Source organism: Ralstonia sp. OTU4908, from assembly GCF_038440115.1.
Taxonomy (GTDB): domain Bacteria; phylum Pseudomonadota; class Gammaproteobacteria; order Burkholderiales; family Burkholderiaceae; genus Ralstonia; species Ralstonia pickettii.
The window spans coordinates 194993-216973 of the sequence record NZ_JASATD010000002.1 but is presented as its reverse complement, the minus strand read 5'-3'; the positions used below and the strand labels follow the sequence as shown (position 1 = coordinate 216973).

Below are 21981 nucleotides of genomic sequence, written 5' to 3'. Positions count from 1 at the left end.
CCGCAGCCGGCATCTGCCGTGGACGCGCGGCGCGGCCGCCGCGATCCCATTTTTCTATCTGTTTTTGCCCCGGGGAGCCTTCATGCGTACCGCTCGAACCGTTCACGCTTTGCGTCTACTGTGCATTGCCGCCGCCTTGGCGGTCGGGAGCGCGCTGACACCCGCCCACGCCCAGAACGCCACGGGTAGCGTGGCTACGGGCACGTATGGCCTTCCCGATTTTGCCGATCTGGTCGAGAAAGTCAGCCCCGCTGTCGTCAACATCCGCACGACCGAAAAGGTCCGTATGCAGCAGGGTGGTCCGAACGATGACGACATGGCCGAGTTCTTCCGCCGCTTCTTTGGTGTGCCGATGCCTGGCATGCCCGGGCAGGGCCAGAAACGTCGCAACGCGCCGCCCCAACAGGAAGAGGAACAGAGCCGCGGCGTCGGTTCCGGCTTCATCATCTCGGGTGACGGCTACATCTTGACCAACGCGCATGTGGTGGAAGGCGCGGAAACCATCTACGTCACGCTGATCGACAAACGCGAGTACAAAGCCAAGCTGATCGGCCTGGACAAACGCACCGATGTAGCGCTCGTCAAGGTGGAGGCGACGGGGTTGCCCAGCCTCAAGCTCGGCGATTCCGACAAGGTGCGCGTTGGCGAGTGGGTGCTTGCGATTGGGTCTCCGTTTGGCCTCGACAATACGGTGACGGCGGGCATTGTTTCGGCCAAGGGACGCGATACCGGCGACTACCTGCCGTTCATCCAATCCGATGTGGCTGTCAACCCAGGCAACTCGGGCGGCCCGCTGATCAACCTGCGGGGTGAGGTGATCGGCATCAACAACCAGATCTACAGCCAGAGCGGCGGCTACATGGGCATCTCGTTCTCGATCCCGATCGACGAGGCGATGCGCGTGGCTGAGCAGTTGAAGGCAACGGGCCGCGTGACGCGGGGCCGCATCGGCGTGGCAATCGACAACGTGCCGAAGGACGCAGCGGAGTCGCTGGGTCTGGGCCGTGCGCGCGGCGCCTATGTCGGCAATGTCGAGTCGGGTGGGCCTGCAGACAAGGCCGGCATCGAGGCTGGTGACATCGTTTTGAAGTACAACGGCCGCGATATCGAGAAGGCGGGCGACCTACAGCGCCAAGTCGGCGAGACGAAGCCGGGCACGCGCGCTACCGTGCAGGTGTGGCGCAAGGGCGCGACGCGCGATCTGACCGTGACGGTCGCCGAGTTGCAGGCCGACACGAAGGTTGCCCAGCGCGCCAAGGGCGCCCAGCCCGATAACAGCCAGCAGGGCCCGGGCAAGCCGAACGCACTGGGGCTGGTGGTGGCTGACTTGTCTGACGGCGCGCGTCGAGAGTTCAAGACCAAGAGTGGCGTCGAGGTGCAGGTGTCAGAAGGGCCGGCGGCGCGTGTAGGCATTCGCCCGGGCGATCTGATCCTGCGCGTGGGCGATACGGACGTCACCAACGCCAAGCAGTTCAACGAGGTGGTCGCCAAGCTCGACAAGAACCGCATGGTTGCCGTGTTTGTGCGTCGCGGCGACGCCACCCAGGTGGTGACACTGCGTCCGAGCGCGGCCCGGTCAGGTAGCGGCCAGTGATCGAACTCACACTCTACGGACGCACGTATTGCCATCTGTGCGATGACATGAAAAACGCGCTGGAGCCACTCCGGCGCGGTTTTTCTTTTGTGCTGCACGAAGTTGACGTCGACAGCAACCCGGCGCTTGAGACGCGGTTTAATGAATTGGTGCCTGTTCTGATGACTGGCGCGCCGGAAACGCCGCCGGAAGATGCGCGCGAGCTGTGCCACCACTTTCTGGATGTGCAAGCTGTGCAGGCATGGCTCGCTGCACAAACTGCGCATAGCTGAGGTAACGCCGCTGCCGCAAAAAGAGGCGCGGGAAGCCCACTGAAATCCGGTAAAATCGCCTGTTAGCGCCGATTTTTGCATTGCACGATGCTTGTGCTGCAACCTCGGCTTTGAACCCAATACCCTCCCGCCGACGCAGCCCCTGCGCGCCGGCCATGCCGGAAACCGCTCGCGCTCCCGGCAGACGCGCCCGGGATGGGCGCTTTTCGACGCATTCGATGGACAATATCCGCAATTTTTCGATCATCGCCCACATCGACCACGGCAAATCGACGCTGGCCGACCGCATCATCCAGCTGTGTGGCGGGCTCTCCGACCGCGAAATGGAAGCCCAAGTGCTGGACTCGATGGATATCGAGAAGGAGCGCGGCATCACCATCAAGGCGCAGACTGCCGCCCTGTCTTATAGGGCTCAGGACGGTAAGGTCTATAACCTCAACCTGATCGACACCCCGGGGCACGTCGACTTCAGCTACGAAGTCAGCCGCTCGCTGTCCGCGTGCGAAGGCGCTCTGCTGGTGGTCGATGCCTCCCAGGGTGTGGAAGCGCAAACCGTCGCCAACTGTTACACCGCCATTGAGCTGGGCGTGGAAGTGGTGCCGGTGCTCAACAAAATCGACTTGCCTGCGGCCGATCCGGACAACGCGATTCAGGAAATCGAAGACGTCATCGGCATCGACGCTGCCGACGCGACGCGCTGCTCCGCCAAGACCGGCGAGGGCGTGGCCGACGTGCTGGAAGCGCTGATCGCCAAAGTACCGGCGCCGAAGGGCGACCCGGCGGCGCCGCTGCAAGCGCTGATCATCGACTCGTGGTTTGACAACTACGTCGGCGTTGTGATGCTGGTACGCGTCGTGAACGGTACGCTGCGTGCCAAGGACAAGGTCCTGCTGATGGCAACCGGTGCCCAGCACCTGGTGGAACAGGTTGGCGTGTTCTCGCCGAAGTCGGTGCCGCGTGAATCGCTGTCTGCCGGGCAGGTGGGCTTCGTCATCGCGGGCATCAAGGAACTGAAGGCTGCCAAGGTGGGCGACACGATTACCCACATGGCGCCGCGCAAGGCGGACGCCCCGCTGCCGGGCTTCAAGGAAGTCAAGCCTCAGGTGTTTGCGGGCCTGTATCCAGTGGAAGCGAACCAGTACGAAGCGCTGCGCGAATCGCTGGAAAAACTCAAGCTTAACGACGCGTCGCTGCAGTACGAGCCCGAAGTGTCGCAGGCATTGGGCTTCGGCTTCCGCTGCGGCTTCCTGGGCCTGCTGCACATGGAGATCGTGCAGGAGCGCCTGGAGCGCGAGTTCGACATGGACCTGATCACCACCGCGCCGACGGTGGTCTATCAGGTCCAACTGCGGGATGGCACGATGGTGCAGGTCGAAAACCCGGCCAAGATGCCGGCCGACCCGAGCAAGATCGAGGCGATTCTCGAGCCGATCGTCACGGTCAATCTGTACATGCCCCAGGAGTACGTGGGCGCCGTGATTACATTGTGCGAGCAGAAGCGTGGCTCGCAGATCAACATGAGCTACCACGGCCGCCAAGTCCAGTTGACGTACGAAATCCCGATGGGCGAGATCGTGCTGGACTTCTTCGATCGGTTGAAATCCGTTTCGCGCGGTTATGTGTCAATGGATTATGAGTTCAAGGAATACCGCGTGTCGGACGTGGTCAAGGTCGACATCCTAATCAACGGCGACAAGGTCGATGCCTTGTCCATCATCGTCCACCGTTCGAACAGCACATACCGCGGTCGTGAAGTGGCTGCCAAGATGCGCGAGATCATTCCGCGCCAGATGTATGACGTTGCAATTCAGGCGGCCATTGGCGCCAATGTGATCGCCCGCGAAAACGTCAAGGCGCTGCGCAAGAACGTGCTGGCCAAATGCTACGGCGGTGATATTTCGCGCAAGAAGAAGCTCCTCGAAAAGCAGAAAGAGGGCAAGAAGCGCATGAAGCAGGTGGGTACCGTTGAAATTCCGCAAGAGGCTTTCCTGGCCATCCTGCGCGTCGAAGAAAAATAATTCAGACCTCGCTCGGACGATCTCTCCTCCATGAACTTCGCCCTGATTCTGTTTGTTCTCGTCGTGCTCACCGGCATTGCTTGGGTGGCTGACAAGCTCGTGTTCCAGCGCCAGCGCCAGGCGGCCGCAGCCGCGGCGTTGGCTGAATTTGATGCGCGCGCGCAGGTGCAGGCGCAATATGGCGGTGGAGGTGACATCGGTGCAGCCCGTTTGCAACTGGCCGAAGACAAGCTGCGCCAGCCTTGGTGGCTGGAGTACACCGCCAGCTTCTTCCCAGTGATTGCCGCGGTGTTCCTCTTGCGCTCGTTCGTGATTGAACCGTTCAAGATTCCGTCGGGATCGATGATTCCGACACTGCAGATCGGCGACTTCATCCTCGTCAACAAGTACACGTATGGCATTCGTTTGCCGATCGTGAACAAGAAGATCGTGGAGCTAAACGAGCCGCAACGCGGCGACGTGATGGTCTTCCGCTACCCGAAAGACGAGTCGATGGACTACATCAAGCGCGTGATCGGCGTGCCCGGCGACGTGGTGAAGTACGACAACAAGCGCTTGACGGTGAACGGCCAGCCGGCCACCTACGCGCCGCAGTCCGACTATCTTGATGGTGAACGCCTGACGTATTCGAAGCAGTACCAGGAGACGCTGGGCAACGTCACGCACAACATCCTGAACGACGCCGACCGCCCGGCTTATGTTTCGGGCCCGGACGATTTTCCGTTCCGCGAAAGCTGCACATACAATCAGACCGGCTTTACCTGCAAGGTACCTGCAGGTCACTATTTCATGATGGGCGATAATCGCGACAACAGCGCGGATTCCCGTTACTGGGGCTTCGTGCCGGACAAGAACATCGTCGGGAAGGCATTCTTCATCTGGATGAATCTGGGTGATCTGAAGCGGATCGGTGCTTTCCACTGATCCAATAAGTGACGCAAAGATATCTTACTAAAACTCGGCAATTGCAAAACGGGGGAAATGCAATGCGGATTCGTCAGGCCGGTCTGAAACGCCCGTCGCGCGGGATTACCATGTTTGGCATCCTGATCGGCATCATCGTGCTGATTACGTTTGTGCTGCCAGCCATTCGGTCTGTGCCGAGCCTGATGGAATACCAAGCCATCACGCGTGCTGTGAAGCAGGCGCGTGAGCGTGCAAGCACGCGCGAAGAGGTGGCCAGCGCGTTTGATAAGCAGGCTGCGATCGACGACATCACGTCGATCAAAGGTGAAGATCTGGAAGTGCTGGACGGCGGCGGCTCCATTCAGGCGGTGCGTTTCTCGTACAAGCGCGAGGTCCCGTTGTATGGCCCCATCGGTCTGGTGATCACCTATTCGGGGACCCAGCGTTGACATGAGTCTGGATGCACTACAGCAACGTCTTGGCTACCGCTTCAGCAAACCGGAGTTGCTGCAGCAGGCGCTCACCCATCGCAGCCACAGCGCGATGCACAATGAGCGCCTGGAATTTCTTGGTGATTCGATTCTGAATTGCGCCGTCGCCGACATGCTTTACGGCATGTTCGGCAAGCTGGATGAAGGCGATCTCTCGCGCGTGCGGGCTAATCTGGTTAAACAACAGGCGCTGTATGAGATCGCGCAGATGTTGCAGTTGCCCGATGCCCTGCGTCTGGGCGAAGGGGAGTTGAAGAGCGGTGGTTTTCGCCGGCCTTCCATCCTGGCTGACGCGCTCGAAGCGATTTTCGGGGCGGTGTTTCTCGACGGCGGCTTCGATGCGGCCCGGACGCTGATCCGCAAGCTCTATATCCCGATCCTTGAACAGGTCAACCCCCGCACGCTGGGCAAGGATGCCAAGACGCTGTTGCAGGAGTACCTTCAAGGTCACAAGATTGCGTTGCCGCTGTACACGGTGGTTGCCACCCACGGCGCGGCGCATAATCAGCAGTTCGAGGTCGAGTGCTCGATCCCGAAGCTGGAGATTCGCGTCTCCGGCAGCGGGGCATCGCGGCGCGCGGCCGAACAATCGGCGGCTAAGCTGGCCCTGGAAGAAGCGCATCGCCTGGTGCCGCAACTCGTCAAGCGCAGCCGCGCCGAGCGCACCGGCAAGACGCGCAAGCAGGCTACGCCGCCCGATCCGCAGTTGTCTCTCAGGTTGAAGGAATAATCAGGTAAATGAGCGACACCCCCTTGCAGCCTCCGCAGCCAGAATCCGGCGTGCCGGAGGGGTTCCGCTGCGGCATGGTCGCCATTGTCGGGCGACCGAACGTTGGCAAATCCACGCTGATGAACGCCCTGGTGGGCCAGAAGGTCAGCATCACTTCGCGCAAGGCGCAGACCACGCGCCACCGCATCACGGGCATTCAGACGACCGATGACGCGCAGTTCGTCTTCGTCGATACGCCGGGCTTCCAGACACGTCACGCCACCGCGCTGAATCGTTCGCTGAACCGCGCCGTCACGTCCACGCTCACGTCGGTGGACGCCGTGTTGTTCGTGGTCGAAGCCGGCCGCTACGGCCCGGACGACGAAAAGGTGCTTTCGCTGCTGCCGCGCGAGACGCCTGTGATCCTGATCGTCAACAAGGTCGACCGGCTCGATGCGTACACGCGCGCCGAGATGGTTGCCGTGTTCCTGCAGGACATGGCGCAGGTGTTTCCGTTTGCGGAAATTGTGCCGATGTCGGCCAAGAACCGCGACGACATCGACCGCCTGCTCGCCATCGTGCGCCCGTACCTGCCGGAAGGCGAGCCGATGTACGACCCCGAAGCGCTGACCGATCGCAGCGAGCGCTTCCTGGCCGCCGAAATCGTTCGCGAAAAGGTCTTCCGTTGGACTGGCGACGAGTTGCCGTATTCCAGCACCGTCATCGTCGACAAATTCGAGACCGAGGGCCGGCTGCGCCGCGTGTTTGTGACCATCCTGGTCGACCGGGACGCACACAAGGCGATGATCATTGGCGCGAAGGGCGCCAAGCTCAAGCAGATCTCTACCGAAGCCCGCATGGACATGGAAAAACTGTTCGACGGCAAGGTGTATCTGGAGGTCTGGATCAAGGTCAAGAGCGGTTGGGCGGACAACGAAGCCGGCCTGCGTGCTTACGGCTACGAATAACCACTGAGCCGGGCCACTCTTTACACACGCTCGATGGCGGGACGATCCGATCCGATTCCGGACGAAGCCGCGGAATGGCTGGCCGAAGAAGGCGTTGCCGGCGCCGCGCCGCGTAAGAGCTTTCCTGCGGGGCGCTCCGAAACACGCGTTGCTGCGCAGCCGGCTTTCGTGCTGCACAGTTACCCGTATCGGGAAACCAGCCTCATCATCGATGTCTTCACGCCGGATTACGGGCGCATGGCGCTGGTCGCCAAGGGAGCCAAGCGGCCGCATTCGGCGCTGCGTGCGGTGCTGCAGACCTTCCAGCCGCTGTCGCTGTCCTGGAGCGGCCGCGGCGATGTGCGCACGCTGACCCGTGCCGAGTGGGTCGGCGGCATGCTGCCGCTGGGCGGGGAGGGACTGCTGTCCGGGTTCTATCTGAACGAACTGCTCGTCAAGTTTGTCGCACGCGAAGATGGCCACCCGGTGCTGTTCGCGCATTACGTTGAAACGCTCAATAAGCTCGCCCATGGCGAACCTGCGGCCTTTACGCTGCGCGCGTTCGAACGTGTGCTCCTCCGTGAGACCGGCTTTGCTGCACAGCTTGATCGCTGTATCGACGGCGAACCCGTGCAGGCCGATGCCGAATACGTCTATCACCCTGAGCGAGGCATCCGGCGCACGCTGCCGAGCGATCCATCGTCCTGGCCCGTCTTGCGCGGCCAGACGCTGATTGACATGGAGCGGGACGATTACGGTTCACGCCCGACGACCGCGCAGCAAAGCCGCAGCCTGATGCGTTTCCTGCTGCATTATCATTTGCATGGCACGCCGCTTTCGACGCGCCAGATCCTGATCGACTTGCAGAAACTATGATCTTTCATGCCTCGCCGGGAATCATCGACCTGGGCATCAACATCGACCACGTCGCCACGCTGCGCAACGCGCGCGGCACCACTTATCCGGATCCGGTCGCCGCAGCGCTCCTGGCTGAAGAAGCCGGCGCCGATCTCATCACCCTGCACCTGCGCGAAGATCGCCGCCACATCAAGGACGCCGATGTGCGCGCGCTGCGGCCGCAGCTGCGCACGCGCATGAACCTGGAGTGCGCCGTCACGCAGGAGATGCTCGACATCGCGTGCGATATCGGCCCGCAAGACGTCTGCCTCGTGCCCGAGCGTCGTCAGGAGGTGACCACTGAAGGTGGCTTGGACGTGGTGGGCGGTTTCGCTAAGGTGCAAGCCGCCTGCAAGCAACTGGCCGACGCAGGCATCCGCGTCTCGCTGTTCATCGATCCGGATGCGGCGCAGATCGAGGCCGCCGCCGCTGCGGGCGCCCCGGTCATCGAATTGCACACGGGCCGCTACGCCGAAGCGACCGACGATGCCGAGTTGCGCGCCGAACTCGTCCGCATCGAAACAGCGGTGGAAGAGGGCATCCGCTGGGGCGTGCGCGTGAACGCAGGTCACGGCCTCCACTACACGAACGTGCAGCCGATCGCGGCCATCGCGGGCATTCATGAACTGAATATCGGCCACGCCGTCGTTGCGCATGCGGTATTTGCTGGCTGGCAGAACGCGGTGCGCGAGATGAAAGCGATCATGGTTGCGGCACGGCTGTCTTCCACCACGCCGGCGGCCGCACATCCAGGCGTGCCGGTATGAACGAACAGGCTGCATCCGCCTCGGTGTCTGGCGCGATTTATGGCATCGGCACCGACATCATCCAGATCGAGCGCGTTGAAGGCGTGATGCAGCGGACCAACGGCCGTTTCGCCGAAAAGGTGCTGGGCCCCGATGAGCTGCGTGTCTACCATGCCCGCAAGGCGCGCTCGGAGCGCCGTGGTCTCGCGTTTCTTGCCACCCGCTTTGCCGCCAAGGAAGCCGTGTCCAAGGCCATCGGCCTGGGCATGCGGTGGCCGATGACATGGCGTGCGGTACAGACGCTCAATCTGCCCTCCGGCCAACCGGTGGTGCGCTATAGCGGCGAACTGGCCGACTGGATTGCGCAGCACGCCCTTCATATCCAGATCAGTGTGACGGACGAGCGCGACTATGCAGTCGCATTCGCCATCGCCGAGTTGCAAACGAAATCCTCCGCATGACTCAAACCAAGAAGCAGAAGCACCCCGGCCCGATCGTTCTGGATGTTGCCGGCCTGGAACTCGGCCCCGACGACGTCCGCCGCATTGCCCACCCGTTGACGGGCGGCGTGATCCTGTTTGCGCGCAACTTTGAATCGCGCGCGCAGTTGACGGCGCTCACGCAGGCCATTCGCGCGATTCGGAGCGACGTGCTGATTTGCATCGACCACGAAGGCGGTCGCGTGCAGCGCGCCAAGACCGACGGTTTCACGCATCTGCCCGCCATGGGCGCGCTGGGCAAGCTCTGGGACACCGATGTGCTAGCCGCCACGCGCGCTGCCACCGCCTGCGGCTATGTACTGGCCGCAGAACTGCGCGCGTGCGATATCGACCTCAGCTTCACGCCCGTGCTCGATCTCGACTACGGCAGCAGCAGCGTGATCGGAGATCGCGCGTTTCATCGCGACCCGCGCGTGGTCACGATGCTAGCCAACCACTTGACGCTGGGCCTGCGCCTGGCCGGCATGTCCAACTGTGGCAAGCATTTCCCCGGTCACGGCTACGTCCAAGCGGATTCGCACGTCGCCGTGCCGGTGGACGAGCGTCCGCTGGAGGCCATCCTCGCTGACGACGCGCAGCCTTACGGCTGGATGGGCATCGGCCTGCAATCCGTGATGCCGGCGCACGTGATTTATTCAGCGGTCGATCCGAACCCGGCCGGCTTCTCTCGCTTCTGGCTGCAGGACATGCTGCGTGCGCATTTCAACTTTGACGGCGTGATCTTCAGCGATGACTTGAGCATGGAAGGCGCGAGCGTTGCCGGCACGGTGGTCGACGGTGCGCGAGCAGCGCTCACGGCGGGCTGCGACATGGTCTTGATCTGCAATGCGCCGGAAAAAGCCGACCAACTGCTCGGCGAGCTTGATGTGCCGATGGGCAAGGCGTCGCAGCGGCGCGTGCGTCGGCTGTTTGGTGGTCGCGCCGTAAAGGACTGGGCAAAACTGCAGCAACAATCGGCCTACAAGCAGGCGCTGCGCACATTGCGCGAGGCGAAGCTAATCAAGTAACGTCGGAACACCCAGAAAACTGCTAGAAAAAAGAAAAGGCTCCCGAGGGAGCCTTGCTTCTTGCCGCGACGCCAGCTTACTTGGCGCGGCTACGGTACTCGTCGGTACGCGTATCGATTTCGATCTTCTCGCCGATGTTGCAGAACAGCGGCACCATGATCACGAATTCTTCGTTGTCGTTGATGCGAGCCGCCTTCAGAACCTTGCCCGACGACGTGTCGCCCTTGACGGCCGGCTCGGTGTAGACAATTTCGCGGACAACCGTGGTCGGCAGTTCCACCGAGATGGCGTTCTCGTTGTAGAACGTCACTTCGACCTTCATGCCGTCTTGCAGGTAGTTCAGCGCGCTGCCCATGGCGGCGGGCTCAACGTTGTACTGTTCGTACGTGACCGGATCCATGAACACGTACATCGAGCCGTCGAAGTAGGAATACTCGGCTTCCTTCTTCTCGAGGATGACTTGGTCCATCTTGTCGTCGGCGTTGAACACCGACTCGCCGCCTGCGCCCGTCAGCAGGTTCTTGTACTTCATCTTGACGACGGCGCCCGAGCGGCCCGAACGGCTGTACTCGGTCTTGAGCACGACCATTGCGTCGTTGCCGATCATGAACACGTTGCCAGCGCGGAGTTCTTGCGCGATTTTCAAAGCCATTTCACATTTCCTGAGAGTAAGAGGGTTCGATGCGCGCCAAGCAACGAAGCACCGCGCGATACCCTCCGGGCCGCGCGAACCAGGTCAGAGCCGGGGGTCGCATACAGATCAGCCCGCTATTTTACCTGTTTTTCGCAAAATGCCACCAAATTCGCGGCGAGATCGCCCAGTTGCATCAAGCTTTGCTCCCACGTGACCGCTCGTGCGCGCAGGCGAGGCACCGTAGCCGAAAACTGGTTCCAGTCGAGTGACGCCGGCGCACCATTCCAGGCGTGCCAGAAGGCGACCAGCGCCCTGGCGTCGGCCTCTGCCAGCGCCGGGGTATAGCGGGCCAGAAAGGCGTCCAGCTTCGTGAGATGCACGTCGTCGCTTTGCGGGTAGATGTGCCAGACAAAGGGCTTCAGTGCCCACTGGGCGCGCACGAACGAGTCTTCCCCTCGTACGAAATTGATGTCGCACGCCCAGAGCAGCGGGTCGTAATGCTCCTGCGGCACAAACGGCACAACGGCCACGCTGAGGTTGCCGCGCTTCCACCGGGCGCCTGTGCGGGCGCCACCGGCGTCGCCCAAGAGCCCGGCGATCTGCTGTGCCGCCAAACCTTCCGGGACCAGGCAGACCACCGGCTGGAACGATGCTTCCCATTGGGCGACGAGCGTCGGCAGCGCCGGGTTGGCGTAGGCGAACAGGCTCACACGCAGGGCGTCGGGGTTATCGCGCATCAGATCGTCGACGCCGAGGCGGTGCCACAGAGCCTGATGGGCAGCCGGGCTTGCCTCGAACGTCTTGCGTTGTGCGCCAAGGTGCGCTTCCCGCAGTAAGCCGCCGGTATTGCGGGCAAAACCGGGAAAGAAGAAGTGCTTGAGGAGCGGCAGCCGGACATGTGGGGATTGCATCGCGTGGTGTTCTGCCACCCAATTCTCTGCGCTGAGGTATTCCAGATTGATCCACACGGGCGCCGATCCCTGGGATGCCCGCTCGGCCATGAGCGTCAGCACGGGCTCCGGGACGGCGCACGCGAAGGCGCCGATCACCACGTCGTGCAGCGTCGGGTGAGCGTCAGCTGGGAGTAGGTTGGCGACCTGCGCGTCGTCAGCCCAGTGGCGAATATCCACGCCCGAGACGCGCTGGGCATCGGTCTTTGCGTCGACAGCAGGGCAGATTTTCTCGAACGAGCGGAGATCGTCTACCCACAGGCGGACCGTGTGGCCGTGCTCCTGTGCAAGCTGGCGAGCCAGGCGCCAGCAGACGCCAATATCGCCGTAGTTGTCGACGACGCGGCAGAAGAGATCCCAGGATGTGATGGTGCGCATGCAGGACGGTGGGGCGGGCAGCGAAGAGGATGGGCCGACATTGTAGTCGGCAGCTTGTTCTACACTGACGGCCTCTGATCCAGCGAACGCCATGTCGTCCGACCCCAAGCAAACTCAGTCCCCTGAGACGCCCGAGAGCGTCGAGGCCAACGCGCCCGCGAACGTGCCTGAATTCGACGCGAAAGCGCATATCGCGCGCCTGCCGAACCTGCCGGGCGTGTATCGCTATTTTGATGTGCAGGGCAATGTGCTCTACGTGGGCAAGGCACGCGACCTCAAGAAGCGCGTGTCGAGCTACTTCAACAAGACGCTGCTCTCGCCGCGCATCGCGATGATGGTGGCGAAGATCGCGCGCATCGACACCACGGTCGTGCGCAGCGAAGCCGAAGCGCTGCTGCTCGAGAACAATCTCATCAAGGCCCTGGCGCCGCGCTATAACATTCTGTTTCGCGACGACAAGTCGTATCCATATCTGAAGCTCACGCAGCACGCGTATCCGCGCATGGCGTATTACCGTGGCGCAACCGACCGCAGGCATCAATACTTCGGCCCATTCCCGAGTGCGCATGCCGTGCGCGAGAGCATGCAGATCCTGCAGAAGGTGTTCCGGCTCCGTACGTGCGAAGACACGGTCTTCAACAACCGCACGCGGCCGTGCCTGCTGCATCAGATCCATCGTTGCAGCGGCCCATGCGTCCAGGCCATCAGCGCAGAGGACTACGCACGCGATGTCGCCAACGCGGCCAGTTTCCTGCAGGGCCGGCAAGACGAGGTTATGCAGACGCTGCAGGACAAGATGCAGCGCTACGCCGAATCGCTGGCGTTCGAGCAGGCTGCCATCGTGCGGGACCAGATCGGCGCGTTGTCGACGGTGCTCAAGCAGCAGTCGGTGGAAGAGGTCGGCCACGCCAGCGACATCGATATCCTGGCCGTTGCCATCAAGGGCGGCCACGCCTGCGTGAACCTGGCGATGGTGCGCGGCGGGCGTCATCTCGGTGACAAAGCTTACTTTCCCACGCACGTGGAAGAGGGCGCCGCCATTGTCGGTGTGGATGTCGAAGCCGATAGCGTGTCGGCTGCAGAAACATCGCGTGATGCCGAACGCATGGCTAGCGACATCCTCGAAGCCTTCGTTGCGCAGCACTATCTCGATCAGTTCGTGCCGCCGGTGCTGGTGGTCAGCCATCCGATTCTCGCAACCGAGCTGATCGATGCGCTGGCCGAGCAGGCCGGGCGTCGCATCTCGGTCGTGCGTCAGCCCCAGGGTGGGCGTCGCGCGTGGCTCGAGATGGCGGAGAAGGGCGCCGAACTCTCGCTGATGCGTCGGCTTTCCGAGCAAGGCAGCCAGCAGGCCCGCACGCGCGCACTGGCCGAGACCATCGGTATCGACCTGGAAGACCTTGCCGCGCTGCGCGTCGAGTGCTTCGACATCAGTCACACCGCCGGCGAAGCCACGCAGGCCTCGTGCGTGGTCTTTCACGGCCACGCCATGCAAAACAGCGAATACCGCCGCTACAACATCCAGGACATCACCCCCGGCGACGATTACGCGGCCATGCGGCAAGTCCTCACGCGCCGCTACCAGAAGATCGTCGAGCAGGCAGGCGAAGACGCGCCCAACATGCCGACCATCGTGCTGATCGACGGCGGCAAGGGGCAGGTGGAAGTCGCTCGCCAGGTTTTTGAGGAACTGGGGTTGGATATTGGATTGCTCGTCGGTGTGGCCAAGGGCGAGGGGCGCAAGGTGGGCCTCGAAACGCTGGTCTTCGCCGATGGCCGGCCGTCACTGGAGTTGGGCCAGGGCAGCGCCGCGCTGATGCTTGTCGCGCAGATTCGCGATGAAGCGCACCGCTTTGCTATCACAGGGATGCGCGCCAAGCGGGCCAAGGCGCGCAACACGTCGCGGCTGGAAGAGATCGAAGGCATCGGCGCCAAGCGCCGGCAGCGGTTGCTGGCGCGCTTCGGCGGCTTGCGCGGCGTGATGGCCGCGAGCGTCGATGAGCTCGCCACGGTGGAAGGCATCTCGCAGACCCTGGCCGAAGAAATCTACCGTCAGCTGCATTGATCGGCGACAATGCCCCATCGTGTCGCGTTGGTTTCAGCTTGCGCGGCGGTTGTCCTCTCGATTTGCCATGCCTTTCAACTTCCCGATCCTCCTGACCTGGTTGCGTGTGGCCATGATCCCGCTGGTGGTGGGCGTGTTCTACGTGCCGGACACTTGGATGGCACTGCCCGCCAAGAACCTGACGGCCGCGGTGTTCTTCATCGTTGCAAGCCTCACCGATTGGTTCGACGGCTTTCTCGCCCGCCGCTGGAACCAAACCTCCGCCTTTGGTGCCTTCCTCGATCCGGTCGCCGACAAGCTGATGGTGGCCGCCGCGCTGCTGGTGCTGCTGTCATTGGGCCGTGTTTCCGACGTCGTCGCACTCGTCATCATTGGCCGCGAGATCACCATCTCCGCCCTGCGTGAGTGGATGGCGCAGATTGGCGCGTCGAAGAGCGTGGCCGTCAACTTCCTCGGCAAGCTGAAGACGACCTTCCAAATGATCGCGATTCCGCTGCTGCTGTTCGAGGGCCGCCTGTTCGGCATGATCGATGCGCAGGTGTGGGGTACGTGGCTGATTTACGTGGCGGCGGTGCTCACGCTGTGGTCGATGGCGTACTACATGAAGCTCGCCTGGCCGCAGATTCGCGAGCGCGCAAAATGAGCCTTTAAAAACTCTTGCGCAAAAGTGTTGACGAGGGCGATTCTTCTTTGCCATAATCTCGTTCTCGCGTTGCAGTGATGTGACGCAAACGGTCTAGCAGCACAAAGGTTGTACGGCAGTGCTGGTAGCCAAAATGCGGGAATAGCTCAGTTGGTAGAGCGCAACCTTGCCAAGGTTGAGGTCGCGAGTTCGAGCCTCGTTTCCCGCTCCAGTTTTGACATATGTGGCCGTGTTGATGTGAAGGCATGGCGGCATAACCGGTTACGCGGGAATAGCTCAGTTGGTAGAGCGCAACCTTGCCAAGGTTGAGGTCGCGAGTTCGAGCCTCGTTTCCCGCTCCAATCCCGAAGGGAAGCCTTGCTTCCCTTTTTCTTTATCGGCACGGCAAACACGCGGTTCTTCACGAATTGCTACAATGCGGTGCAAAACCCCTGGCGGGGTAGCAAAGTGGTTATGCAGCGGCCTGCAAAGCCGTGTACGCCGGTTCGATTCCGGCCTCCGCCTCCAGATTGCAAGAAGAAAGCCCCGACTGGTTCGGGGCTTTTTATTTGCATCGTCGCGATGAACTCGCTCCAAGCGCGGCCTGTTCCGCCTCGACTCTCCAGTTTGGACAATGTACCAACGCCATGTTGACACGAAGCACTGACGGCATGGCCGACCCATCCCGCCTCCTTGCCGTGGTCACATGAGAAAACTGCGTTGACTAGGCTCATTTGGTTCTATTTTTGAAACCAAACGAGGCGGAGATATGCCTTGATTGCGCTGTGAACGGTTCGTCTACCGAGCGGGTCATTCCCATTTTCAGTGTTGCCGCATGCATGGGTTGGCATGCTGGCATTGTGCGCAGCGGCCAGCGTATCCAACGGCTATTTCGCCCAGCCGCTGCTCGGGGCACTGGCCCGTGACTTTGCGCTCAGCGACGCATGGGTGGGCGGCATCAGCGGTGCCACCCTAGCTGGTTGTGCGCTTGCTCTGGCGCTAGTCGTTCCGCTGGGCGACCGCTGGCCGCGCAAGCAAGTGCTGCTGGTGCAGCTCGTCCTGCTCACGCCGGCGCTGCTCGCGGTAGGTCTGGCGCAGGCGCACTGGTCGTTGCTGCTTGGCATGCTCTCTATCGGTTTGCTTGGCACCGCGATGACACAAGGACTGATCGCCTGCGCCGCCGTGTTGGCACCTTCGCCGGAACGTGGTCACGTGGTTGGCGCGGTACGGGGCGGGGTAGTTATCGGTCCTCTGTTGGCACATGCCCTGACGGGCTGGATCGCTGAAGTCGCCGGCTGGCGTGCTGTCTATGCGACGTCAGTAGGCTTCTCGGTGGCGATGCTGTGTATGCTCTGGCGCGCGTTGCCGACGCCGCCGACTGTACTTTCGCCCCCGAAATACATAGCGCTTCTGCGCTCGATGTGGCAACTCCTGATGGCCGAACCTGTTTTGCAGGGACGCGGCCTGATCGGTTTGCTGATGTTCGCGGCGTTCAATGTCTTCTGGGGCGCGATGGCGCTGGCTCTGAGTGCGCCGCCCTATGAGCTTTCGCCAGCAGGCATTGGCGCATTCGGTTTGGTTGGCGTGATTGGCGCGCTGGCGGCCGCGCGAGCGGGGCACCAGGCGGATCGCCATTGGGCACAGGCGGCCACCGGCGTCGCGTTGGATTTGCTACTGGTAGCCTGGCTGTCGCTCGGTTTGGGGGCGCGGCATCTGGCAGGGCTGATCGTCGGTGTGGTTCTGTTGGACCTGGGTGGGCAGGCTGTGCACGTGCTCAATCAGAGTCTGGGCTCTCGCTTGCGGCCGGAGGCGCACAGCCGGCTGGTTGGCGCGTACATGCTGTTCTATGCGGCGGGCAGTGGATTGGGGGCGGTGCTTTCGACACAGGTGTATGCGTCGGCAGGATGGTCAAGGGTATGTCTTCTGGGAGCAGCCCTCAGGTTGGCGGTACTGATGTTCTGGGCGGCGACCGCAGCTTGAACGACCGATCAAGGGCGCTGGCGGAAGGCTCGGTAGGGAGGGTCCGGGGCAGCGTATACCCGGGCGCCCTACCCGCCCGTGGGCCGACTCCTATACTTTCTGAGAACTCGCACCTTGTAATGGCGCGATAAAAAATGATAGAACGCCAGAAATCCCGGCTCTCCGATTGGCTTTTCACAATTGTTTGCAATATCGCAGGGGCGGCCTTTTAGGATGAGTTGGGCTTAAGCCGGCGTGCGACACCTGCCGGTAGGGCGTAGGTAAGGTCTTGCGCGGGAAGTGGGTGCCGCGCCGTTGGTGGCTGGCGTATTCAACTACGATGCGCCGGTCCGGGACCCCGATCACAACGACGCACGGAGTGAGCCGGCATTTCGCATAGCGATGCCGGACCCGAAACGGGGAAAGGGCAGTCCAGATGGCGATACGAATTGCCTCGGTAGAAGACAACCAGGCGCAATCTGATTTGATCCGCGAAATCCTGGTTTCGTCGGGGTACGAATGCGAGTGTTTCGGTAACGGGGATGCCTTCGTCAAGGCGCTGCGGGATCGCACATTCGACCTGCTGCTGCTTGACTGGCAGTTGCCCGATATCAGCGGCATCCAGCTTGTGAGCTGGGTGCGGCAGACGGTCGGCCCGGCGCTGCCGGTGCTGTTTCTGACCAACCGTTCGCTCGAAGACGACGTGGTGCGCGGGCTGGCTGCCGGCGCCGACGATTACGTCGTCAAGCCGGTGCGCCGCGCCGAGCTGGTGGCGCGCGTCGGTGCGCTGCTGCGTCGTGCGGCGCCGCGCACCGGTGAATCGCTCGAACGCATTCGCGTCGGTCCGTACGCGGTGGACCCAGTCGGTCGCGTGCTGACACTGAACGGCTCGCAGGTCGAGCTGTCGCCGCGCGAGTTCGATCTTGGGCTGTACCTGTTCCGCAATGTCGGCAAGCTGGTGCCGCGCGAGCTGATCGAGCAGGCAGTCTGGGGTCGCAGCATCGGCCCGGATTCGCGCACGCTGGCCACCCATATCTCCAAGCTGCGGCTCAAACTCGATCTCAATCAGAAGAATGGCGTGCGGCTGGTCTCGGTGTATTCGCATGGCTATCGGCTGGAAACCACGCAGGAAGATGGCGAAGCAAGCTGAAGCAAACTGGAATGATTTGATTGGGCGCGCCGCGTTTGTCGGCGCGTTCGTTCTTTTTGGCGGCGTGTGGCAGGCGGCGGTCGCCCAGCCTTCCGGCGCCGATGGCACCGATTTCGTCTACCGCGTGCAGCCGGGCGACACGTTGATCAGCCTCGCAGCGCGTTACATGAACAGCGTCGACGGCTGGCGCCTCCTGCAGCAGCGCAACCATGTCGCCGATCCGTATCGGCTTCAGCCCGGCTCGCTCCTCCGGATTCCGTTCGATCGCATTCCGGTCGTGCCAGCAACGGCGCAGGTCGTGTTTGCACGTGACGCAACCACCGGCGGCAAGCCCCTGCAGACTGGCACGAAGCTCGCAGAAGATGCGCAGATCGACACCGGCGACAAAGGCGCCGTGACGCTGGCCTTTGACGACGGCACACGCGTGACGGTGCCACCGGGCAGCCACGTTGCGCTGTCGCGTGTGCGGGCGTTTGCGCGCGCCGGGTTGATCGATGTGCGCGTGCACGTGAAGAAGGGCGAAGCGGAATCCAACGTCGCGCCCAAGAAGAGCGGTGTGGGCCGTTACGAGATTTCCACGCCAGCGCTGGTGACGGGCGTGCGAGGTACGCGTTTCCGCGTGCAGGCCAGCGAAGCGGGTTCGACGAGTTCCGTGCTGGAAGGTGAGGTTGCCACAAGCGCCGGTCGTCAGAGGCAAGCGGTCAAGGCTGGCTTTGGCGTGGTGGCATCGGCGGGACACCTCAAGCGTGCCGCGCTGCCGGCCCCGCCCAAGCTCGGCGCCATTCCCGAACTTGTGCAGACGCCGTGCCTGCGCGCGACGTGGCAGCCGGTGAAGGGTGCGGTCGGATATCGCGCTGCCGTGGCGCGGGATGCGGCGCTGACCGAACTCAGTGCCTATCAATCAAGCAAGACCCCGGCGGCAACGCTCTGCGGCGATGAGGACGGCGACTACACGCTCGTCGTGCAGAGCGTCGACGCGCTTGGACTGACCAGTGAAACGGCCACGCGGCCGTTCACTGTGCGGCTCCATCCGGAAGCGCCGTACACGATCCAGCCGGGTAGCGATCGGACCTACCGCAGCGGGGACGTGGCATTTGGATGGGCTGTCGTGTCCGATGCTGGTAGCTATGACCTGGAAGTGGCGGGCACCGAGAGCTTTGCCTCGCCGGCCGTTCAGCAGCATGGCGAGGACGTGCGTCTGACCAGGCCGTTGACGGCTGGCACATGGTGGTGGCGTGTGCGCTCGGTGGCAGCGGACGGCAAAACCGGCCCGTGGAGCGATGCGCTTCGTTTTCGCGTGCTCGACATTCCGCTCGATGCCGTACCGACAGCCGAAGTGGAAGCGAGCGATGACGGCAAGCTGCATGCCCACTGGTCGGCGTTGTCGCCCGAACTGGCGGCATCTGGCGCGCGCACGCGTGTGCAATTGGCGGGCGACACAAGCTTCGCCAAACCCATCGCCGACATCGTGAGCGACGGCAACGAGGCCACCATTCCGAGGCCGCCGTCCGGCGTGTATTACATCCGCACCGGCGTCGACTTGGGCGATGCGGCATCGGTGGTCTACGCCAAGCCGCAGCGCATTGACGTCGGTGCCTTCGTCGGCGATTCCGCGCGCAGCCCGGTGCAGAGCGGCGGCGGCAATCTCCTCCTCAATGACTGAACCCGTACCCGCCCAATCGGCCGTGCGCAGCCTTGGGCGGCGCGCGCTGGTGGAGTGGGGGGTGCTGGTGGCGCTGGCAGCGCTGTTGACATTCGGCGCGGTGCGCTGGAGCGTGGTCGCGCGGCTGGATGCGGCGCTATACGACACGGTCGTCACGCTGCACGGGCATGCGCCGCGCGACGATATCGTCATCGTTGCCATTGATGATCAAAGTCTTGACGCCGTGGGGCGCTGGCCGTGGCCCCGCAGCCGCCTGGCCGACCTCATTGCGCGGGTGGGACGGGCGCAGCCGCGCGCCATCGGCGTCGATATTCTGCTGATCGAACCCGATCTTGCGCAGCCCGAAGGCGATCGAGCATTGACTGCCGCCATCGAGCAGGCCGGACACGTCATCCTGCCGGCCTTGCCGGAGCGCACCGAGCGGGGGCGCGTGTATCACTATCCGTTCCTCGGTATCAACGCGTCCGTCGCGCATATCAATGCCGCCCCCGACGCGGATAGCGTGGTACGCGGCATGTATCTGGCAGAGGGGCCGCGAACGCATATGCTGGACCATCTTGCCGTGCAACTTGCGCGGCAGGCGCTGCGCCCGCCGTCATCCGTACCGGCGCTGCCCGATGTGGAGACCGACGCCGGCGGCTGGGTGCGGCAGGCGTATATCCGCCTGAATTTTGCTGGGCCGGCCGGTACATACCGGCATGTGCCGGCGCTGGATGTGCTCAACGGCCACGTGCCGCCCGAGGCGCTTGCCGGCAAGCTGGTACTGATCGGGGCCACCGCATCGGGAGTGTCCGACATCTTTGCGACGCCGCCCTCGCGCACGATGAGCGGCGTCGAAGTGCTTGCCAATGCCACGCAGACGGTACTCGACGGCAGCGCCATCCTGCCGGCGCCACCGGGCGTGTTCTGGGCGATGACGCTGCTCCCCCTGCTGATGACCGCGTTTGCCGTGCGCTGGCTCACGCCGCGTATGGCGCTTGCAGTGGCGGTGACGGGTGCTGTCGTGTTGTTGCTGAGCGCAATCGGCGCGCTGGTGGTTGGCAATCGCTGGCTGCCGCCGTTTGCGGCGCTGGTCGGCCCGCTGGTGTTGTATCCGCTGTGGAGCTGGCGCCAGCAGGAAGCCGCGTTGCGCTTTCTGCGCGACGAGCTGCAGCGTCTGGCGCGCGAGCCCGGCCTGTTGGGCGATACCGCGCCGCTGGTCCGCACCGGCCGCACGCTCGGCGCGCACATGGATGCCGTCGCCTCGCTGACGGACAAGCTGCGTGGGCTGCGCCGCTTCCTGGCCGATGCGCTGGAGAGCCTGCCCGATGCGACCGTCATCTGCACGCACGACGGCACGATCCGCCTGGCGAATGGCCGCAGCGCAGACCTGGCCGGCCAGATGCAGGCGCCGGGCCAGATCCGCGCGGCCGCGCTGCGCGACCTGTCGACGCTGCTGGCGCGTGCGTTTCCCGACCCCACAGCGGGAGAGCACTACTGGGCGCGCTGGCTCGCCGATCCCACCGGGCTCGAACCCGTCGAGCTGCAGACGCACGACGGCCGCTCGATGTTGATGCACGCCGCCGCGCTGCGGGACGAAGTGGGGCGCCCCGTCGACATCATCGTCAGCTTTGCCGACATCACCCCCGTGCGCCAGGCCGAGCGCCATCGCGAAGAAGCGCTGCGGTTTATCTCGCACGACATGCGTTCGCCGCAGAGCGCCATCCTCGCCCTGATCGAGCTGCAGCGCGATGCGTCGCGCGCGTTGGACCGCGAGGTGCTTCTGTCTCGCATCGAGCAGCTGTCGTCGCGCACGCTGGAGTTGGCCGATGCCTTCATCGACCTGGCGCGCGCCGAATCGCAAACGCTCAAGCTGGTGGACGTGGATCTCGTGGGCCTCGTGCTCGATGCCGCCGACGAGGTCTGGCCGCTGGCGAATCGTCACCAGGTGGAAGTGCGCGTGGTGGCCGACATCGAAGCAGCGGTGCGCGGCGAGCCGCGCTTGCTGGTGCGCGCGCTGGTGAACTTGCTCAACAACGCCATCAAGTTCAGCGCAGCCGGCTCCATGGTGACGGTATCGGTGGAGCAGGACGAAGCGATGTTCTCGGTGGCCGTGGCGGACCAGGGGGCCGGCATCGCCCTTGCCGATCAGCCGCGGCTGTTTCAGCCGTTTCATCGCTTGCATGAAGGCGCGGCCAATGCGCCCGCCGGCAGCGGCTTGGGTCTCGTATTCGTGAAGACGGTGGTCGACCGGCATGGCGGCCGCATTGCTGTGCAAAGCACACCCGGCCTGGGGTCGACCTTCACGCTGTGGCTGCCGCGCGTCGCGCATCGCCACGACGCCTGAGGCCTGACGGTCTCGTGTGGCCTTTGCCACACTTCCTTTTCAATCATTTGCATTTCGGCACGGCGGCGGCCCTACAGTTCATTGGCCGACCCGCACAGCATGCACCGGTGACACACCGGTCGAGAGACGACGGCACCTTGGAAAAAA

19 protein-coding genes and 3 tRNA genes are annotated in these 21981 nt (G+C 63.2%); 20 read left to right on the top strand and 2 right to left on the bottom strand.

Features of this window, described 5'->3' with window-relative positions; all coding sequences use genetic code 11:
- The first annotated feature begins 82 nt into the window (after positions 1 to 82).
- From AAHM38_RS02870 to nagZ, 11 genes are all read left to right on the top strand, one after another.
- Positions 83 to 1594, top strand: coding sequence for a DegQ family serine endoprotease (locus tag AAHM38_RS02870; protein ID WP_116574791.1), 1512 nt, complete (start codon positions 83 to 85; stop codon positions 1592 to 1594).
- Positions 1591 to 1866: a glutaredoxin family protein gene (locus tag AAHM38_RS02865; protein ID WP_116574792.1), complete on the top strand. Its 276-nt coding sequence runs from the start codon at positions 1591 to 1593 to the stop codon at positions 1864 to 1866. The genes AAHM38_RS02870 and AAHM38_RS02865 overlap by 4 nt, the downstream gene beginning before the upstream one ends.
- Before the next feature lie 218 nt (positions 1867 to 2084).
- Positions 2085 to 3884: a translation elongation factor 4 gene (gene lepA, locus AAHM38_RS02860; RefSeq protein WP_116574793.1), complete on the top strand. Its 1800-nt coding sequence runs from the start codon at positions 2085 to 2087 to the stop codon at positions 3882 to 3884.
- 30 nt (positions 3885 to 3914) lie between these two features.
- The gene (gene lepB / locus AAHM38_RS02855; protein WP_116574794.1) at positions 3915 to 4808 is read left to right on the top strand and encodes a signal peptidase I; all 894 of its coding nucleotides are present in this window, start codon (positions 3915 to 3917) and stop codon (positions 4806 to 4808) included.
- 62 nt (positions 4809 to 4870) lie between these two features.
- Positions 4871 to 5239 (top strand): DUF4845 domain-containing protein, encoded by a 369-nt coding sequence (locus tag AAHM38_RS02850; RefSeq protein WP_065857443.1) that lies wholly within the window; start codon positions 4871 to 4873, stop codon positions 5237 to 5239.
- 1 nt (position 5240) lies between these two features.
- The gene (gene rnc / locus AAHM38_RS02845; protein ID WP_116574795.1) at positions 5241 to 6011 is read left to right on the top strand and encodes a ribonuclease III; all 771 of its coding nucleotides are present in this window, start codon (positions 5241 to 5243) and stop codon (positions 6009 to 6011) included.
- A gap of 8 nt (positions 6012 to 6019) precedes the next feature.
- Positions 6020 to 6958, top strand: coding sequence for a GTPase Era (era, locus tag AAHM38_RS02840; RefSeq protein ID WP_116574796.1), 939 nt, complete (start codon positions 6020 to 6022; stop codon positions 6956 to 6958).
- Positions 6959 to 6991: 33 nt separating this feature from the next.
- Positions 6992 to 7813 carry a DNA repair protein RecO gene (gene recO, locus AAHM38_RS02835; protein WP_009238521.1) on the top strand — a complete coding sequence of 274 codons (822 nt, stop codon included), beginning with the start codon at positions 6992 to 6994 and terminating at the stop codon, positions 7811 to 7813.
- Positions 7810 to 8601: a pyridoxine 5'-phosphate synthase gene (pdxJ, locus tag AAHM38_RS02830; RefSeq protein ID WP_009238520.1), complete on the top strand. Its 792-nt coding sequence runs from the start codon at positions 7810 to 7812 to the stop codon at positions 8599 to 8601. The genes recO and pdxJ overlap by 4 nt, the downstream gene beginning before the upstream one ends.
- The gene (acpS, locus tag AAHM38_RS02825; RefSeq protein ID WP_116574797.1) at positions 8598 to 9041 is read left to right on the top strand and encodes a holo-ACP synthase; all 444 of its coding nucleotides are present in this window, start codon (positions 8598 to 8600) and stop codon (positions 9039 to 9041) included. The genes pdxJ and acpS overlap by 4 nt, the downstream gene beginning before the upstream one ends.
- Positions 9038 to 10087 (top strand): beta-N-acetylhexosaminidase, encoded by a 1050-nt coding sequence (gene nagZ / locus AAHM38_RS02820; protein WP_012761656.1) that lies wholly within the window; start codon positions 9038 to 9040, stop codon positions 10085 to 10087. Before acpS ends, nagZ begins: the two co-directional genes overlap by 4 nt.
- Before the next feature lie 76 nt (positions 10088 to 10163).
- Here the strand turns inward: nagZ and efp are convergent, their stop codons facing one another.
- Positions 10164 to 10733, bottom strand: a complete 570-nt coding sequence (efp, locus tag AAHM38_RS02815; RefSeq protein WP_027677743.1) for an elongation factor P — start codon at positions 10731 to 10733, stop codon at positions 10164 to 10166.
- Between the two features lie 122 nt (positions 10734 to 10855).
- Positions 10856 to 12049, bottom strand: a complete 1194-nt coding sequence (gene earP, locus AAHM38_RS02810; protein WP_116574798.1) for an elongation factor P maturation arginine rhamnosyltransferase EarP — start codon at positions 12047 to 12049, stop codon at positions 10856 to 10858.
- 91 nt (positions 12050 to 12140) lie between these two features.
- Between earP and uvrC the strand changes: the two genes are divergently transcribed.
- The 9 genes from uvrC to AAHM38_RS02765 all read left to right on the top strand — a co-directional run bounded on the left by uvrC (position 12141) and on the right by AAHM38_RS02765 (position 21834).
- Positions 12141 to 14114, top strand: a complete 1974-nt coding sequence (gene uvrC / locus AAHM38_RS02805) for an excinuclease ABC subunit UvrC (protein WP_012761659.1) — start codon at positions 12141 to 12143, stop codon at positions 14112 to 14114.
- A 67-nt stretch (positions 14115 to 14181) separates the two neighbouring features.
- Positions 14182 to 14757: a CDP-diacylglycerol--glycerol-3-phosphate 3-phosphatidyltransferase gene (gene pgsA / locus AAHM38_RS02800; protein WP_012761660.1), complete on the top strand. Its 576-nt coding sequence runs from the start codon at positions 14182 to 14184 to the stop codon at positions 14755 to 14757.
- Between the two features lie 135 nt (positions 14758 to 14892).
- Positions 14893 to 14968, top strand: a tRNA-Gly gene (locus AAHM38_RS02795).
- A 54-nt stretch (positions 14969 to 15022) separates the two neighbouring features.
- Positions 15023 to 15098 (top strand) — tRNA-Gly (locus AAHM38_RS02790).
- 92 nt (positions 15099 to 15190) lie between these two features.
- Positions 15191 to 15264: transfer RNA gene (locus tag AAHM38_RS02785), tRNA-Cys, on the top strand.
- 321 nt (positions 15265 to 15585) lie between these two features.
- Entirely contained in the window at positions 15586 to 16716 is a 1131-nt protein-coding gene (locus tag AAHM38_RS02780; RefSeq protein ID WP_116574799.1) for an MFS transporter, read from the top strand.
- A gap of 415 nt (positions 16717 to 17131) precedes the next feature.
- Positions 17132 to 17845 carry a response regulator transcription factor gene (locus AAHM38_RS02775; RefSeq protein ID WP_009238513.1) on the top strand — a complete coding sequence of 238 codons (714 nt, stop codon included), beginning with the start codon at positions 17132 to 17134 and terminating at the stop codon, positions 17843 to 17845.
- Positions 17829 to 19508 (top strand): FecR domain-containing protein, encoded by a 1680-nt coding sequence (locus AAHM38_RS02770; protein ID WP_116574800.1) that lies wholly within the window; start codon positions 17829 to 17831, stop codon positions 19506 to 19508. Before AAHM38_RS02775 ends, AAHM38_RS02770 begins: the two co-directional genes overlap by 17 nt.
- The gene (locus AAHM38_RS02765; RefSeq protein ID WP_012761662.1) at positions 19501 to 21834 is read left to right on the top strand and encodes a CHASE2 domain-containing protein; all 2334 of its coding nucleotides are present in this window, start codon (positions 19501 to 19503) and stop codon (positions 21832 to 21834) included. The genes AAHM38_RS02770 and AAHM38_RS02765 overlap by 8 nt, the downstream gene beginning before the upstream one ends.
- Positions 21835 to 21981: the final 147 nt, after the last annotated feature.

What these genes read in the sequence shown, in the direction of transcription:
- pdxJ (WP_009238520.1), top strand. Translation starts at nt 7,810, where the DNA reads ATGATCTTTCATGCCTCGCCGGGAATCATCGACCTGGGCATCAACATC.
- era (WP_116574796.1), top strand. Translation starts at nt 6,020, where the DNA reads ATGAGCGACACCCCCTTGCAGCCTCCGCAGCCAGAATCCGGCGTGCCG.
- earP (WP_116574798.1), bottom strand. Translation starts at nt 12,049, where the DNA reads ATGCGCACCATCACATCCTGGGATCTCTTCTGCCGCGTCGTCGACAAC.
- pgsA (WP_012761660.1), top strand. Translation starts at nt 14,182, where the DNA reads ATGCCTTTCAACTTCCCGATCCTCCTGACCTGGTTGCGTGTGGCCATG.
- uvrC (WP_012761659.1), top strand. Translation starts at nt 12,141, where the DNA reads ATGTCGTCCGACCCCAAGCAAACTCAGTCCCCTGAGACGCCCGAGAGC.
- AAHM38_RS02770 (WP_116574800.1), top strand. Translation starts at nt 17,829, where the DNA reads ATGGCGAAGCAAGCTGAAGCAAACTGGAATGATTTGATTGGGCGCGCC.
- AAHM38_RS02775 (WP_009238513.1), top strand. Translation starts at nt 17,132, where the DNA reads ATGGCGATACGAATTGCCTCGGTAGAAGACAACCAGGCGCAATCTGAT.
- recO (WP_009238521.1), top strand. Translation starts at nt 6,992, where the DNA reads ATGGCGGGACGATCCGATCCGATTCCGGACGAAGCCGCGGAATGGCTG.
- rnc (WP_116574795.1), top strand. Translation starts at nt 5,241, where the DNA reads ATGAGTCTGGATGCACTACAGCAACGTCTTGGCTACCGCTTCAGCAAA.
- AAHM38_RS02765 (WP_012761662.1), top strand. Translation starts at nt 19,501, where the DNA reads ATGACTGAACCCGTACCCGCCCAATCGGCCGTGCGCAGCCTTGGGCGG.
- lepB (WP_116574794.1), top strand. Translation starts at nt 3,915, where the DNA reads ATGAACTTCGCCCTGATTCTGTTTGTTCTCGTCGTGCTCACCGGCATT.
- AAHM38_RS02850 (WP_065857443.1), top strand. Translation starts at nt 4,871, where the DNA reads ATGCGGATTCGTCAGGCCGGTCTGAAACGCCCGTCGCGCGGGATTACC.
- AAHM38_RS02780 (WP_116574799.1), top strand. Translation starts at nt 15,586, where the DNA reads ATGCTGGCATTGTGCGCAGCGGCCAGCGTATCCAACGGCTATTTCGCC.
- lepA (WP_116574793.1), top strand. Translation starts at nt 2,085, where the DNA reads ATGGACAATATCCGCAATTTTTCGATCATCGCCCACATCGACCACGGC.
- AAHM38_RS02870 (WP_116574791.1), top strand. Translation starts at nt 83, where the DNA reads ATGCGTACCGCTCGAACCGTTCACGCTTTGCGTCTACTGTGCATTGCC.
- acpS (WP_116574797.1), top strand. Translation starts at nt 8,598, where the DNA reads ATGAACGAACAGGCTGCATCCGCCTCGGTGTCTGGCGCGATTTATGGC.
- nagZ (WP_012761656.1), top strand. Translation starts at nt 9,038, where the DNA reads ATGACTCAAACCAAGAAGCAGAAGCACCCCGGCCCGATCGTTCTGGAT.